The following is a 14,829-nucleotide window of genomic DNA, read 5'->3' as shown; positions in this document are numbered from 1 at the left end:
AGAGTAGCGTGCGTTTCGACAGGCTCAACGCGAACGGACTTGTTCAGCAAATCTCTTTCTCAAGACACGGTCAAATGAACGACACCCTGGACCAGGCCCTCAACCGCGTGCACAGCGACGTGGTGCTGATCGTCGACGACGTGCCCGACAACCTTTCTCTGCTGCACGACGCGCTGGACGAATCGGGCTGCACCGTGCTGGTGGCGCTGGACGGCGCCTCGGCCCTGCAGCGCGCCGTGCAGGCCCGCCCCGACATCGTGCTGCTCGACGCCATGATGCCCGGCATGGACGGCTTCGAAGTCGCGCGCCGCCTCAAGGCCGACCCCGCCACCGCCCACATCCCCATCATCTTCATGACGGGCCTGACCGAGACCGAGCACCTGGTGGCCGCGTTGGAGGCCGGCGGCACCGACTACGTGACCAAACCCATACGGCCGAAGGAAGTGCTGGCCCGCATGCAGGTGCATTTGCAGGGCGCGCTCGAACGCCGCCAGGCGCGCAATGCGCTCGACGCCTTCGGTTACGCCAGCATCACCGTGCGCCTGGGCGACGGCCGCCTCATGTGGCAGACCCCGCTGGCGCGTGAGCTGCTGCAGCGCTACTACGGCGCCAGCGGCCCCAAGGTGCCCGAGCCCGTGCTGGCCTGGCTGCACCGCAGCGTGGCCCACCTGGCCGAGGTGCAGGCCCGCGGCGACACCCTGGCCGAGCCACCGCGCCTGTCGCTGGCGCAGGGCCCCAAGCGCCTGACCTTCCGCCTGCACCAGCGCAACGACGATGCCGGCGCGCCCGACACCGGTGGCGACTGGCTGCTCATCATGCAGGAGGCCTCGGACGAAAGCGTCATCGAGGCCATCTCCCTGAGCTTCCGCCTCACGGCCAAGGAGGCCGAGGTGCTCTACTGGGTCATCAAGGGCAAGATCAACCGCGACATCGGTGACATCCTGGGCAGCAGCCCCATGACGGTGAAGAAGCATCTGGAACGGGTCTACGCCAAGCTGGGCGTGGAGACGCGTACGGCGGCGGCGGCGCTGGCCCTGGGGCGGATACGGCAGTTGCATCCGCAGTTCGAGGGCTGAGGACTGTGGTGAGGTGACCCTTTTGGGGGATAGGCGCTGACTTGCCTTTCTCTAGAATCGGTGGCAGCTTTGCGGGGTTTCTTGCCTCGTTTTCAACCGCACATATGCGGTCCACATTAGGTCAGGCTCCCACCAATGACACCGACTTTCTATTCCAAGGCAGCAGAACGTCTCTTTCCTATTCGTTGGTGGTTCTTGGCGTTGGCCATCGCAGCAATGGTGGTCATTGTCGCAACAGTCAGCTTTTCCGGCTCCAAAGGCATCGCTGCTTTTGCGTTGGCTGGTCCGTTGGTCGGCCTTCCCTGGGCTGTCCTATGTGCATGCATTTGGTTTCACCCCGAGCGAGGCAATATGCGACCATCAAGCAAGCTGATTGGTTGGTTGCCACCGGTAATTCAATCCGGTATCCGCTGGTATGCAGCGCTGTTCCTCACGCTCTTTGCTGCTGTCTGCGGCGTGGTCTGGCCTCTTTTCACACTTTCAGCTCTCTAGAAGGTCGGGCGACTTAGCTCCCTCACATCAAACGTCCGGCGATTTATATTTCTTCGTTCCGTACTGCTGCCCCATGAAAACCCAGTACTACACCGCCACCAGCCTCGACGGTTTCATCGCCACTGAAGACAACTCCCTGGAGTGGCTGTTCCCCCTGGGCAATGTGAACGACACGAGTTACCCGGCCTTCATCACCGAAGTCGGCGCCCTGGCCATGGGTTCGTCCACCTACGATTGGATGCTGCGCCACACGCAGACCGTGACAGCCGAGACCGGCTCGCCCTGGCCCTACGCGCAGCCGACCTGGATCTTCTCCAGCCGCAAGCTGCCGGCCATCCCCGGCGCCAATTTGCATTTCGTGCAGGGGGATGTGCGCCCCGTGCATGCCGCCATGCTCAAGGCGGCGGGCGGCAAGAACCTCTGGGTGGTGGGCGGGGGCGATCTGGCGGGGCAGTTCTACGACGCGGGTCTGCTGGACGAAGTCATCGTCCAGATCGGCTCGGTGACGCTGGGCCAGGGCAAGCCCCTGTTCCCGCGCCGGCTCACGAGTCCGCCGCTGAAGCTGGAGTCCGTGCGCCAGGTCGGCACGGGTTTTGCCGAGTTGCGCTACACGGTGCCCAAGCCCGCGGCCTGAGCCGGGCCGTGCCGCGCCCCCTGTCTTTGGGCCAAGGCACAATGTTTCCGTATGCACCATCTCCCACCCCTGATCGCCCCGCAAGAGTTCACCGACGCGGCCGCCGCCCTGGCCCATGTGTACCGCATCTATGACAGCAGCATCGCCCACCTGCGCGCGGGCATGCAGCGTTTCGTGGCCGGGGACGACAGTGCCGGCCCGGTGCGCGCCTTCTACCCCCTGGTGCGCATCCGGACCGAGACCGTGCTGCGTCAGGCGGCCGGCGCGCAGGAACGGCTGAGCTACGGCTTCGTGGCGGGGCCGGGCGTGTTCGAGACCACGCTCACGCGGCCCGACCTGTTCAGCAACTATTACCTGGAGCAGTTCCGCCTGCTGCTGCTCAACCACGGCGTGAGGCTGGAGGTGACCACCAGCAAGCAACCCATCCCCGTGCACTTCTCCTTTGCCGAGAGCGACCACATCGAGGGCGACCTCAGCGCCGAGCGCCGGCAGATGATGCGCGACTGGTTCGACCTGCCCGACCTGGGCGCCATGGACGACGGCATTGCCAACGGCACCTACGAGCCGCAGCCCGGCCGGCCCTGGCCCCTGTCGCTGTTCACGGCGCAGCGCATGGACTATTCCCTGCACCGCCTGCGCCACTACACGGGCACGGTGCCCGGGCACTTCCAGAACTTCGTGCTCTTCACCAACTACCAGTTCTACATCGACGAGTTCATCCGCCTGGGCCATGAACTCATGCAGGACGCCCGGAGCGACTACAGCGCCTTCATCGAACCCGGCAATGTGGTGACACGCCGGGTGGGTGAGGCCGCGCAGCCGGGTGATGCCTTGGGCAAGGCCCCGCCGCGCCTGCCGCAGATGCCGGCCTACCACCTGGTGCGCCCGGACGGCAACGGCATCACCATGGTCAACATCGGCGTGGGCCCGGCCAATGCCAAGAACATCACCGACCACATCGCCGTGCTGCGCCCGCACGCCTGGCTCATGCTGGGCCACTGCGCCGGCCTGCGCAACGGCCAGCAGCTGGGCGACTACGTGCTGGCCCACGCCTATGTGCGCGAAGACCATGTGCTGGACGAAGAGCTGCCCCTGTGGGTGCCCATCCCCGCGCTGGCCGAGGTGCAGCTGGCCCTGGAGCAGGCCGTGGCCGACGTGACGCAGATGCGCGGCGCCGAGCTCAAGCGCATCATGCGCACGGGCACGGTGGCCACCACCGACAACCGCAACTGGGAGCTGCTGCCCGACAACCAGCCCCAGCGCCGTTTCAGCCAGAGCCGCGCCGTGGCCCTGGACATGGAAAGCGCCACCATCGCCGCCAACGGCTTCCGTTTCCGCGTGCCCTACGGCACCCTGCTGTGCGTGAGCGACAAGCCTCTCCACGGCGAGATCAAGCTGCCCGGCATGGCCAACCACTTCTACCGCGAGCGCGTGGACCAGCACCTGCGCATCGGCATCCGTGCGCTGGAGCTGCTGCGTGAAGGCGGCATCAACCAGCTGCACAGCCGCAAGCTGCGGAGTTTTGCGGAAGTGGCGTTTCAGTAGGTGGATCGGTCCCTTCAAGCACTCGGCTTAGATGTTCGCGTCGACTTCGCTGCCGAATCTTCGTTGCTGACTGCAGGGGCCGCGGCCTGCATTACGCCAGCGGATAGGCCTTGGCTTTTCGGAAGGAACGCTCGACGAAAGGAGCTCAAGAAACAGGGGCGTCTGCAAACTTATTCACATCCGAGTAGCCAAGCGCGTGAACAATCAGGTGACGCAATATTGAACATGTGCGGTGGCGTAGTCTGGGTGATGATCACACACGCTGCTGCTCAGAACTGCTATCCCAATACACTTCAACCCGCAGTCCGCCCAGATTGGGTGATGTCGATAAATTGATCCGTCCTTGAGTTTGTCGAGCAATCTTCGAAATGATCGACCAGCCCAGCCCACTGCCGATTGCTGGATTTCTTGCGCCGCGGAAGAATCGGGTTCCAAGCCGTGCCTGCTCCGCAAGTGATAGCCCCGGGCCGCTATCTTCAACCACGACAAACACATGCCCTCCAATTCTTCCGACTTCAAGCCGGATGGTTGCCTCCTTGCCAGCGTACTTGGAGGCGTTGTCAACGAGATTGCGGATGAGACTGGCCAAAAGTTCGGGCCGTCCCTTGACTACAAAACCCTCTTCATTCTCCGGACGGTCAAATGCCAGGTTCTGGCTCCACTCCCGCGTACGAGGCGTCAGCTCGACCGCGACATCTTCAACAGTGGCTATGAGATCTGTATCCCACGAGATCTGACCGTCTTGCTCGGCATCCAGCCTGCTGAGCTCAAGCAACTGGTCAATGAGCCTGATCGTGCGATGCATGCTCCGTTGGAGTGCTTTGACAACATTTGTGTTGGCGTCAGAGGACGCTAGCTGCGCTTCCAAGACATCCAAATTGATCTTGATGGCTGCAATCGGGGTTCTCAGCTCATGCGCCACGTCCGCAGTGAACTGGCGTTCGTGTTCAATTTTGTCTTGGAGTTGACTGAGCAAGCCATTCAACTCATCCACAAGTGGTCCGATTTCGCTAGGCGCATCCAGAAACTCGATTTGTCCGGCGCGCATAGACTTTCTTTGTGCGAGCGCTTCGCGCAGGCGCCTAAATGGTGACAGGGCGATCCGGACAGCCCACCAGCTGCCGCCAATCAAGACGGGCAACGCAATACCTATGGGCCACAAGATGCTCCTTAATACCGACATGAGGATATCGGCTCGTGCGGACAGTTGTTCGGCCACAAAGACTTGCATGTTGCCGTCGTTTCTGTTGCTTCCAAATACTCTCCACTGAGCGCCATCAGAAAGCACCACTGTGCTGAAACCACTGGCAACGTCAGATAGCGGTGCATGGGGTGCGTTCATAGAATGAACGGCAAGCGACTGGTTGATGAAAACCTGGAAGGCAATCTTCGGAGCCATGCGATGCAGGGAGGGGGCATCAACTTCATGGTCGGGGACTGATGCCGTTACTCCCGCTAGCAAGGTGGATGCAACAAGGGAAAGATGGCTGTCGAGAAGGTCATCCAATTCGTGCCGCGTATCAAACGTCGTCAAAACTGCCGCGGCCAGCCAGACGTAAACAGAGAGACTGAGCAGAATGAAGATCAGACGCGCATGAAGAGATCTCAGGATTTTCATTTTCATTACTTCATCATGTAACCGATGCCGCGAATGGTAAGGATGTAGTCAGACCCAATCTTTTTTCTTATGTTGTGAATGTGAACATCAACGATGTTGCTGTCTCGCTCATCGGACCATTTCTCAAGAGCTGAATGAATCGTTTCACGCGCCACCACCTTGCCCTGCGCTTTTGCGAGCATGAACAAGACGTCGAATTCCCTTGTGGTCAGGGAGACATCGCGGCCGCCTACGGTGACTGATCGGCTCTCGGTTGCAATCACCAATCCGTCAATGCTGATCAGGCTGGGCTCAACTTTCGCCGCTCTGCGAGAAACGGCCTGAAGTCTGGCGACCAACTCATCCAGTTCGACAGGTTTGACAATGTAGTCGTCGGCGCCAAGATTCAGGACCCGAACCTTTTCCCGTAGGGCATCACGAGCGGTAAGCGCAAGAATCGGCATTGATGAATCCAGATGTCGCAGATCGGGAATGATCGTTCCGCCATCAAGATCGGGAAGGCCTAGATCCAGTACGCAGGCAGAAAAACGCTGAGAGGACGCGGCGTTGATGGCCGCGGCGCCGCTCATTTCCCAGCAGACCCTATAGTGGTGCAACTCTAAAGCCCGCTTTAGACCGGCGCCCAAGTCCTCGTCATCTTCAACCAAGAGCAACTTGGATTTCATAAGAGTGTCTATTTATTAACCATCTATATTCGTGTGCTGTCCAGCTCGTTTATGGGGGTGAAGATTCAATGGCCAGCCGTCAAGTTGAACAACTCTGCTCAGATGCGAAATCCAAGTCGTCGTTGGGTTGGAAACGATCGACTCAATTAGAAGCTATTCAGTACATTGATTCCGACCCCTACCGCTGGGCTTGATGTGGTAAACCCCTTCATCACATACGGTTGCAAGCGAAGTTGCTGATTGACGCGATGCACGCCAAAAATGGTCAGCTCCTGGAGCGTGCTTCGACCGTCAAGCAGCTTGTCACGGTAGTCGAAAGATATGCCAGCGGAGTTCTGACCACTCAGTTGCTTCGACGCTCCCAGGCTGAAGTAGAGGGGGTTCCTGTAATCTATCGTTTGACCGCTAACCTCCGGCCTGCCCTTGTAAGTCCACCCCAAAGTACCAAAAAGACCTGCGCTATCGATTTGCTTGAATCCATCCATTTGGAGAGAAAAATCATTTTTTCCCGTGGAGAGGCACTTATCCACATTGCCGGTGGCAAATTTGACTTTCGCTCCTATATCGAACTGGAAGGACCCCGTATCCTGCACGTGCTTCATAAGCGAGACGGTCGTATCGCCAAGGCCTTGGACATCCTTGCTCGTGGATGCAGCATTCCCACAGGGAAGCGCCTCACCTTGTGCATTTGGATTGACGTTGGATACAGCTAAGAACGCAGTTGAGATTTTGGCATAACCAAAATTCGAGTCGTATTTCAAACCAACGGGGGCTGCCCATTGTCGGGTTGTTGAGTTTGTTCCGTATTCGCCCTGAGAGTAGTCAAGACCTAATATCCCAGTCACCTCTGCGGCTTTCGCATATGCAAGACAAGAGGCGCTCACGATCAGAAGTGAGAGGGCGTGTCGATTATTGAATGATCGCATGATCGTAGATTGTTTAAAAGAAAATGCCGATCACACTGGTGATCGGCATTTTCAAATGTTGGAGATGGCTTTAGCGCGCGGCTCGGTATTCCGAACGTTCGATCTTTTCCATGTGCTCAGGACGCTCGGCTTTTTCGAGACGTTCAGGGCGCTCGATTTTTTCCATGCGTTCAGGGCGCTCGGCTTTTTCGACACGTTCGTGGCGCTCATGACGCTCCATGTGCTCGGGGCGCTCGGTCTTCTCAACGTGCGCATCATGGCGTTCGTGCTTTTCCATCCGCTCCACTCGGTTCAGCTGTTGCGAATTTCTGGGAGCAACGACCACGTCAGCGCGAGGAGGGGTCGCCACAGGGGTGGTGGGAGTAGCCATCTGTGCTTGGGCAGTTCCAATGATTGCGCCAAGGGTGGCAATAGCTACAGTGATCAGCTTGGTTTTCATTTCAGTTCCTTTCAGAGTTATACCGTGCACAGCCGGTGACGGCCGACGGAATTGAAGCCAGCCAATAGCCAGCTCTGGTAGGGTAAATCTCTAGGATTAGATGGAAATTGGCGAAAGATTAATCTGAAATTAACTTTGAAACGGCTTGTGGGGCGTGCGCACGTCTCCGGTCTTGTTTCGAGCGTGTGCCATGGCTAATAAGGCTGCAGCCCCGATGGCCCTGGCGCCTTGGTTCTTTTTCCGTACAAGCCTTGCTGTTTCTCCGACTTGGCATACATGTTGCATGTCTACATGTATACAAGATCGAATGCAACAAGATGGTGCGGCTCACAAACCCAGTTCCCGGTGCCGAACGGCAGGCCCAGGCCCTTGGCGCAGCGCAGGCCTGGATCTCCCGTTATGAGACGGCGTTGCCGGGTGGGGCCGGGCCGCTGAGTGGTCTGCGCTTTGCCGTCAAGGACAACATCGACGCGGCCGGCCTGCCCACCACGGCGGCCTGCAAACCCTTTGCCTACCAGCCCGCCGGGCATTCGGCCGTGGTGCACAAGCTGCTCGCGGCTGGTGCATCGCTGCTGGGCAAGACCAACCTGGATCAGTTTGCCTGCGGCCTGAACGGCACGCGTTCGCCCTGGGGGCCGGTGCCCAATGCTTTCGATGCCTCTTATGTCTCCGGCGGTTCCAGCTCGGGTTCGGCTTATGTGGTGGCCACGGGGCAGGCCGATTTCTCGCTGGGCACGGACACCGCCGGTTCGGGCCGGGTGCCTGCGGGCCTGAACAACATCGTCGGGCTCAAACCCTCCAAGGGCCTGATCAGCACACGCGGTGTGCTGCCCGCGGCGCAGAGTGTGGACTGCGTGTCCATCTTCGCGCGCAGCGTGGGCCTGGCGGCGCAGGTGCTGGACGCCGCGCGGGGCTACGACCCGCTGGACCCGTACTCGCGCGAACTCACACTGGCATCGCAGCCTTTCCCTGCGGCCTTCCGCTTCGGTGTGCCAGACCAGCTGACCTTCCATGGCGATACCCAGGCGGCTGCGGCCTACCAGGCGGCGCTGGTGCGGCTGCGTGCGCTGGGCGGCGTGGAGGTGCGCATCGACTTCTCGCCCTTCGCGCAGACGGCCGCGCTGCTGTATGAAAGCGCCCTGGTGGCCGAACGCTACGCGGCCATCCGCCCCTTCTTCGACGCGCACGAGGCCGAGGTCATGGAGCCGGTGCGCGGCATCATCGGCAAGGGCAAGGCCTACAGCGCGGCCGATCTGTACGAAGCGCAGACCCGCCTGCGCGCCCTGGGCCAGCGCGCTGCCGAAGTCTGGAAGGGCATGGACCTGCTGTGCGTGCCCACGGCGCCCACGCACTACACGATCGCGCAGATGCTGGCCGACCCCGTGGTGCTCAACCGCAACCTCGGCGCCTATACCAACTTCGTCAATCTGCTGGACTACGCGGCACTGTCCGTGCCCAGTTGCATCCGCAAGGACGGCCTGCCCTTCGGCATCACGCTGATCGGCCCCTGCGCCAGCGACTGGCAGCTGGCCGAGCTGGGCCAGCGTTTCCATCACGCCACCGGTCTCACGCAGGGCGCCACCGGCGAACGGCTGCCCGCGCCCCTGCCCATCCCCGGCATCCGCCCGCGCGCCACGGTGAAAGTGGCCGTGGTCGGCGCCCACCTCTCAGGCATGCCGCTCAACAGCCAGCTGAGCGAGCGCGGCGCGCGCCTGCTCGCGGCCACCGAGACCGCGCCCGATTACCGTTTCTACGCCCTGGCCGGAACCGTGCCGCCCAAACCCGGCCTGCTGCGTGTGGCGCCGGGTGAGGGCGCGCGCATCAAGCTCGAGCTCTGGGAGATGCCCGTTGAACACTACGGCTCCTTCGTCGCCCTCGTGCCCGCGCCCCTGGGCATCGGCACGCTGCAGCTGGCCGACGGCAGCAGCGTGCAGGGCTTCCTGTGCGAAGCGCAGGCCCTGCAGGGCGCGCTGGACATCACGCATTTCGGCGGCTGGCGCGCCTACCTGGTATCGCTCCAGGCTGCGCAGGCCCCACTGACCCATCCCTTCCCTTAACCACTCTGCAGGAGCGCTCCATGAAAGCCACGACACCCACCCCCCTGTCCGCCACCACGACGCGCCGCAAGCTCATGCAGGCGGGCGGCGCCGGCCTTGCGCTGGCGGCACTGGGCGCACCGGCCCTGGTGCGCGCGCAGAGCGGCCCCAAGATCCGCATCGGCTACTGGCCGATTGCGGCCGGCCTGCCGTTTTACGCGGCGATCGAGAAGGGCTACTTCAAGGAAGCCGGCCTGGACGTGGAGGCCTTGCGCTTCGCGGGCGCCCAGCAGGTGATGGAAGCCGTGCTGTCCGACCGCGCCGACGGCACGGCCAACGGCACGGGCTCGGCCAATATCGCCATCGGTGAACTGGCGGCACCGGGCACTTTCAAGATCTTCTGCTCCAACCCCAGCAATGTGAAGAACGTGCTGGACGAGATCATCGTCCCGGTGGCCAGCCCGGCCAAGACCATGGCCGATCTCGCGGGCAAGCGCATCGGCTCCGGCCCTGGCATCCAGAACGTGACCCTGGCCAAGACCATCCTGGAGCGTGGCGGCGCCAGCGGCGCCACGGTGGTGGAGTTGCCCATCGGCCAGCACGTGGCCGCACTCGCCGCGGGCCAGCTCGACGGCTGCTACACCCTGGAGCCCACCGGCACCATCGGCCGCCTGAACGGTACCACGCGTGTGCTCGAAGCCGGGGTGATCTCGAAATATGTGCTGGGCGATGCCATGGCGCCCTGGTTCGGCGGCTCGGCCTCGCTGTCCTCGGCCTTCATCAAGAAGCACCCGGAAGAGGCCAGGAGGTTCATCGCCGCCTACGGCAAGGGCGTGGCCTATGTGCGCGCCCAGAACGTGGAAGCGCGCCAGTACCTCAAGGGCTACACCGCCATCGAAGGCGCGCTGACCGCCGAAGTGCCGCTGGCGGCCTACATGATGTACAACGAATTCAAGCCGGCCGACGTGGCCCACTTCCAGAAGTTCTTCGACCTGTTCGCCGAGAAGGGCATCTTCTCCTCGCGCCTGATGGTCGACACCATGCTCTACAAGGGCTGATGACATGAGCGCCCCCACCTCAGCCAGCGCGCCCGCAACGGCCGCCCCATGGGCGGCGGCCCCCGCGGCCCCCGCGCCCCGCAAGATCGCCTGGGGCAAGGCCCTGCCTTTCATCGGCCCGGTCCTGCTCTTCATCGTCTGGGACCTCACGGTGCGCTTCGGCGCCATCAAGGCCATCCTGCTGCCGCCCCCGGCCGAAACCGTGACCACGCTGATCAACGGCCTGGCCGGCGGCCCGCTGCTCAAGGACTTTGTGGTCACCCTGTGGCGCACCGCGCAGGCCTTCCTGATCGCGGCCGTGGTGGGCGTGCCCCTGGGCGTGGTGCTGGGCAGCGCGGAGAAGGCCTACCGCAGCGTGGAGTTTCTGATCGACTTCTTCCGCTCCACGCCGTCCTCGGCATTGATCCCGCTCTTCCTGATGATCTTCGGTGTGTCCGACATCAACAAGGTGGCCATCGCCGCCTTCGGCGCCCTGCTCATCGTGGTCTTCAACAGCGCCTACGGGGTCATCAACGCGCGCAAGCAGCGCGTGATGGCGGCCAAGGTCATGGGCGCCTCGCGCTGGCAGATCTTCAAGGACGTGCTGGTCTGGGAAAGCCTGCAGCCCAGCTTCGTGGGCCTGCGCTCGGCGGTGTCCATGGCCCTGGTGATCGTGATCGTGGCCGAGATGTTCATCGGCTCGGACAGCGGGCTGGGCAACCGCATCATCAATTCGCAGCAGGTCATGAATGTGCGTGACATGTACGCGTCCATCCTGTCCGCGGGCGTTCTGGGTTATGCGCTGAATATTTTGTTCCTGGTCGCTGAACGAAGAATTGTTCACTGGAGCGGAAGATGAGCGCTGTGCTGAATGCACCAGTTGTCGCCGACGTCCCGGTGCCGCCCTTCAAGCCCGGCCCGGCCGGCACCCACATCACCATCCGCGGCCTGAGCAAGTACTTCGCGGGCTGGCCGCTGTACGAGAACTTCGACCTCGACATCCCCAAGGGCAAGATCGTCTCGGTCTTCGGGCCCAACGGCTGCGGCAAGTCCACACTGATCAACATGATCGCCGGGCTCGTCCCCATCGACAGCGGCGAAATCCTGTTCGATGGCAAGTCGCTCAAGGACACCAAGATCGGCTACGTCTTCCAGAACTACCGCGAGGCCATGTTCCCCTGGATGCGCACCATCGACAACATCGCCTACCCGCTCAAGCTCGAAGGCAGGAGCAAGGCCGAGGTGGACCGGCGCATGGCCGAGTTGGTGGCGAGCTTCGACGTCAAGTTCGACCTGAACCGCTATCCGTATGAGTTGTCCGGTGGCCAGCAGCAGACGGCGTCCATCATGCGTGCGCTTGCACCCAAGCCCGAGGTGCTGTTCCTGGACGAGCCCTTCTCTGCGCTGGACTTCGAGATGACGCTGTTCATCCGCGAGAAGCTGCAGGAGGTCTTCATGCAGACCGGCACCACCATGCTGCTGGTCTCGCACGACCTCGAAGAGGCGGTGTACCTGGCCGACCAGGTGTTGCTGCTGACCAAGCGCCCCACCAGGGTGGCCGAGATCCTGCCCTACAACGATCTGCGGCCGCGCACCGTGGAAACGCTGAGCGAGCCGAGTTTCATCCGCACCAAGAGGCTCAGCCTCGAAATCTTCCAGCGCGAGGTGAGGCGCTGATGTGCATCGCCCGTTCAGTCTTCGGGTGCGAGGTAAGCCTCGACCATGGCGCGGGTGAGCTTGAGGTGCGCGCGCTGCCAGGCGGGTTTCTGCAAGTCCTTGTTGAAGATGCGTGTGAGGGTAAAGGCATGGGCGCGCCCGTAGTAGGACAGGCTGACCATGGCCACGTAGAGGTGCAGGGCGTCCACGCCCGCGCGCACCTCGCCCGTGGCCGCGCCGCGCGCGAGCAGTTTGCGGATCAGGTTCAGCACCGGCGAGGCCATCTGCGGTATCCGGCCCGAGCGCGCCAGGTGCCGGGCCTCGTTGAGGTTCTCGAAGGCCAGCAGCTTGCGCAGCTGCGGGTGGGCGGCGAAGTGGCCGGCCACGAAATCGAAGATGCGCAGCAGCCCCTCCATCGGGGGCAGGGCCTCGGCGTCGAGCTGCAGTTCGTCGTGCCGCAGATCGGCCAGCACGGTCTCCAGCACCACGACGTAGAGATCGTCCTTGCCGCCGAAGTAGTGGTAGAGCATGCGGATGTTGGTGCCGGCGCTCTGCGCGATGCGGTCGGTGCGGGCGCCGCTGTAGCCGTGCGCGGAAAACTCGTCCACGGCGGCTTGCAGCAGGCGCGTGCGTGCGGCCACCGGGTCCCGCCTGGCGGGTGTTTTTTTCTTGGCCGCTTGGCGGCCGGGTGAAACCAATGTCAAGGCATCCTCCCATGCGTTGGTGTGAGGGCCACGGCCAGGTCCAGCAGGCGTTCGTCCTGCCCGGGGCCGGCGATGAAGGAGACGCCCACGGGCAGGCCCTCCACCTGCAAGAGCGGCAGCACGATCTGCGGCAGGCCGGCGTGACCGGCCAGGGCGCCGAGGGCCAGGGCACGTTCGTAAAAAGCGCCGCGCTGCTCCCCGCTGGCATTGAGCGGCAGGGCCACACCGGGCGCGGCGGGCAGCAGCCAGGCTTCGTCCGGTCCGATACGCTGCACGAGTTCGCGCGTCATCTCGTCACGCCAGTAGCGCCAGGGTGCTTCCATGATGGGGTCGAGCGCCAGCGCAACTTCGAAGCGCGGGGCGATGGCGGGGCCGAAAGTCGGTCGCCGCTCGCGTATCCACGGGCCCAGCGCTGCGCAGATCTCGAGACCCTGCAGCAAGGAATAAGCCTCCTGCGTTTCGCGCCAGGGCCGCACAAAAGCCTCGCGCGTTGCCGTGATGCCTTTCGTCTGCGCCCAGGCGCGCAGGGCTTGCGCTACCGCGGGCTCGGTCAAGGCCAGCGCGTCTTCGGCCATGCACAGGCGCAGGGGCGGGGCATCAGCCTGGCCCTGCGTGCCGAGCAGCACCTCGCCGGCTTTACGCAGCAGGGCCGCATCCCGCGCGAACCAGCCCACGGTGTCGTAGCTCTCGGCGAAGGGCAGCACGCCGGCCAGAGAGATACGACCATGGGTGGGGCGCATGGCGTGCACACCGCAGAAGGAAGCAGGCACACGCACCGAGCCACCCGTGTCGGTGCCCAGGGCGAGGTCGGCTTCGCGCCAAGCCACCGCCGCGGCGGAACCGCTGGAGGAACCACCGGGCAAACGGTCCGGCGCCGCGGGGTTGCGCGGTGTGCCGTGGAAGGCGTTCTCACCTTCCAGGCTGAAAGCGAGTTCGTCGGTGACGGTCTTGCCGACGATGCGCGCGCCCGCGGCGCGCAGCATCGCCACGCAGGGCGCATCCTGTGTCGGTATCGCATGGCTGGCCGCCCAGTCGGGGTTGCCGCAGGTGGTGGGGGTGCCACCCACATCGATCAGGTCCTTGACGGCCAAGCGCAGCCCGTCCAGCACGCCCGCACCGCTGGGCTCGCGCAGCGCGCGCGGCCCGGGCACGAAGGTGCCAGAAGGGGATGACGATGCGAGCATCACTTGGGCAGCGCCTGCAGCACCTGTGTGGAGTCGGTCACGAAGCCGAAGCACTTCTTCACGTTCCAGACCGTGGCCTCGGCGCAGAAGGCAGGCGAGCTGGTGGCGCAGCAGTCTTCCAGCATCACGCAGCCGTAGCCCAGGAAGTTCGCGTCGGTCAGCGTGTGCAGCACGCACTGGTCGGTGTTGCAGCCTGCGAAGAGGATGCTCTTGATGCCCAGGTTCTTGAGCATGCTGTCCAGCGGCGTGTCCCAGAAACCGCTGATGCGGTGCTTGTCCACGCAGTAGTCGCCTTCGACCGGCTTGAGCTCGTCCACCACGGCAGCGGCCCAGGCATCTTTCTCCAGCACATTGCCGCCCCCACCGGGCAGGGGGTAACCCAGGCCCACGCCGGCGCCGCCGTTGTCGTAGAGATGGATCTGGTTGGGCGGCATATTGGCCAGGTCGGGGCGGTTGCCCCAGTTGACCCAGATCACGGGAACGCCGGCTTTGCGCAGCGCGGGCAGCAGCTTTTGCAAGGGCTCGATCGGCGTGCGGTCGGCCGTGTAGTCCAGGCCCAGGGAATCGACCCAGCCGCCCTTGGCGCAGAAGTCGTTCTGCAGATCGATGATGACGATGGCTGTGCGGCGCAGGTCCAGCACCACGTTTTGCGGCTGTGCAGCAATGTGCGCGCGCACCGGGGCGGGCGGCGCGACCGACATGTCGACTTCGCTTTCGTTCGCGACCCAGTAGTACTGGTGACCGAGGCCGAGGCTGCCCTTGGGGCGGTTGTCGGGCAGGTAGGGGTGACGTTTCATCGTGGCTCCTTTTGTGTGCG

The 14,829-nt window shown here is 63.2% G+C and carries 15 protein-coding genes; 8 read left to right on the top strand and 7 right to left on the bottom strand.

Annotated features, from left to right (window positions below; all coding sequences use genetic code 11):
- The first annotated feature begins 74 nt into the window (after nucleotides 1-74).
- From ACYVH8_RS17335 to ACYVH8_RS17320, 4 genes are all read left to right on the top strand, one after another.
- The gene (locus ACYVH8_RS17335) at nucleotides 75-1,076 is read left to right on the top strand and encodes a response regulator (protein WP_460490067.1); all 1,002 of its coding nucleotides are present in this window, start codon (nucleotides 75-77) and stop codon (nucleotides 1,074-1,076) included.
- A 135-nt stretch (nucleotides 1,077-1,211) separates the two neighbouring features.
- Nucleotides 1,212-1,568, top strand: coding sequence for a hypothetical protein (locus tag ACYVH8_RS17330; protein WP_460490066.1), 357 nt, complete (start codon nucleotides 1,212-1,214; stop codon nucleotides 1,566-1,568).
- A gap of 73 nt (nucleotides 1,569-1,641) precedes the next feature.
- Nucleotides 1,642-2,202 carry a dihydrofolate reductase family protein gene (locus ACYVH8_RS17325; protein WP_460490065.1) on the top strand — a complete coding sequence of 187 codons (561 nt, stop codon included), beginning with the start codon at nucleotides 1,642-1,644 and terminating at the stop codon, nucleotides 2,200-2,202.
- Nucleotides 2,203-2,253: 51 nt separating this feature from the next.
- Nucleotides 2,254-3,747, top strand: coding sequence for an AMP nucleosidase (locus tag ACYVH8_RS17320; protein ID WP_460490064.1), 1,494 nt, complete (start codon nucleotides 2,254-2,256; stop codon nucleotides 3,745-3,747).
- A gap of 253 nt (nucleotides 3,748-4,000) precedes the next feature.
- Here the strand turns inward: ACYVH8_RS17320 and ACYVH8_RS17315 are convergent, their stop codons facing one another.
- From ACYVH8_RS17315 to ACYVH8_RS17300, 4 genes are all read right to left on the bottom strand, one after another.
- Nucleotides 4,001-5,371: an ATP-binding protein gene (locus tag ACYVH8_RS17315; protein ID WP_460490063.1), complete on the bottom strand. Its 1,371-nt coding sequence runs from the start codon at nucleotides 5,369-5,371 to the stop codon at nucleotides 4,001-4,003.
- Nucleotides 5,371-6,030, bottom strand: a complete 660-nt coding sequence (locus ACYVH8_RS17310) for a response regulator transcription factor (RefSeq protein WP_460490062.1) — start codon at nucleotides 6,028-6,030, stop codon at nucleotides 5,371-5,373. The genes ACYVH8_RS17315 and ACYVH8_RS17310 overlap by 1 nt, the downstream gene beginning before the upstream one ends.
- Before the next feature lie 146 nt (nucleotides 6,031-6,176).
- Nucleotides 6,177-6,956 (bottom strand): hypothetical protein, encoded by a 780-nt coding sequence (locus tag ACYVH8_RS17305; protein ID WP_460490061.1) that lies wholly within the window; start codon nucleotides 6,954-6,956, stop codon nucleotides 6,177-6,179.
- 70 nt (nucleotides 6,957-7,026) lie between these two features.
- A complete protein-coding gene (locus ACYVH8_RS17300; protein ID WP_460490060.1) occupies nucleotides 7,027-7,395 on the bottom strand; it encodes a hypothetical protein in 369 nt (122 codons plus the stop codon).
- 317 nt (nucleotides 7,396-7,712) lie between these two features.
- On the opposite strand from ACYVH8_RS17300, the gene atzF reads away from it, so the two are divergent.
- From atzF to ACYVH8_RS17280, 4 genes are read left to right on the top strand one after another with little or no spacing between them, the layout of a single operon-like run.
- Entirely contained in the window at nucleotides 7,713-9,452 is a 1,740-nt protein-coding gene (gene atzF / locus ACYVH8_RS17295; protein WP_460490059.1) for an allophanate hydrolase, read from the top strand.
- Between the two features lie 20 nt (nucleotides 9,453-9,472).
- Nucleotides 9,473-10,489 carry an ABC transporter substrate-binding protein gene (locus ACYVH8_RS17290; RefSeq protein ID WP_460490058.1) on the top strand — a complete coding sequence of 339 codons (1,017 nt, stop codon included), beginning with the start codon at nucleotides 9,473-9,475 and terminating at the stop codon, nucleotides 10,487-10,489.
- 4 nt (nucleotides 10,490-10,493) lie between these two features.
- A complete protein-coding gene (locus ACYVH8_RS17285; RefSeq protein WP_460490057.1) occupies nucleotides 10,494-11,327 on the top strand; it encodes an ABC transporter permease in 834 nt (277 codons plus the stop codon).
- Nucleotides 11,324-12,145, top strand: a complete 822-nt coding sequence (locus ACYVH8_RS17280) for an ABC transporter ATP-binding protein (RefSeq protein ID WP_460490056.1) — start codon at nucleotides 11,324-11,326, stop codon at nucleotides 12,143-12,145. The genes ACYVH8_RS17285 and ACYVH8_RS17280 overlap by 4 nt, the downstream gene beginning before the upstream one ends.
- Before the next feature lie 14 nt (nucleotides 12,146-12,159).
- On the opposite strand, the gene ACYVH8_RS17275 is transcribed toward ACYVH8_RS17280, so the two are convergent.
- From ACYVH8_RS17275 to ACYVH8_RS17265, 3 genes are read right to left on the bottom strand one after another with little or no spacing between them, the layout of a single operon-like run.
- On the bottom strand, nucleotides 12,160-12,828 hold the full coding sequence (locus ACYVH8_RS17275) for a TetR family transcriptional regulator (RefSeq protein ID WP_460490055.1): 669 nt from the start codon (nucleotides 12,826-12,828) through the stop codon (nucleotides 12,160-12,162).
- A complete protein-coding gene (locus ACYVH8_RS17270) occupies nucleotides 12,825-14,012 on the bottom strand; it encodes an amidase (RefSeq protein WP_460490054.1) in 1,188 nt (395 codons plus the stop codon). The genes ACYVH8_RS17275 and ACYVH8_RS17270 overlap by 4 nt, the downstream gene beginning before the upstream one ends.
- Nucleotides 14,012-14,809, bottom strand: coding sequence for a cysteine hydrolase family protein (locus ACYVH8_RS17265; protein ID WP_460490053.1), 798 nt, complete (start codon nucleotides 14,807-14,809; stop codon nucleotides 14,012-14,014). Before ACYVH8_RS17265 ends, ACYVH8_RS17270 begins: the two co-directional genes overlap by 1 nt.
- Nucleotides 14,810-14,829: the final 20 nt, after the last annotated feature.

The sequence above is a fragment of the Curvibacter fontanus genome, assembly GCF_054780335.1.
This window is presented reverse-complemented; position numbering and strand designations above follow the sequence as displayed.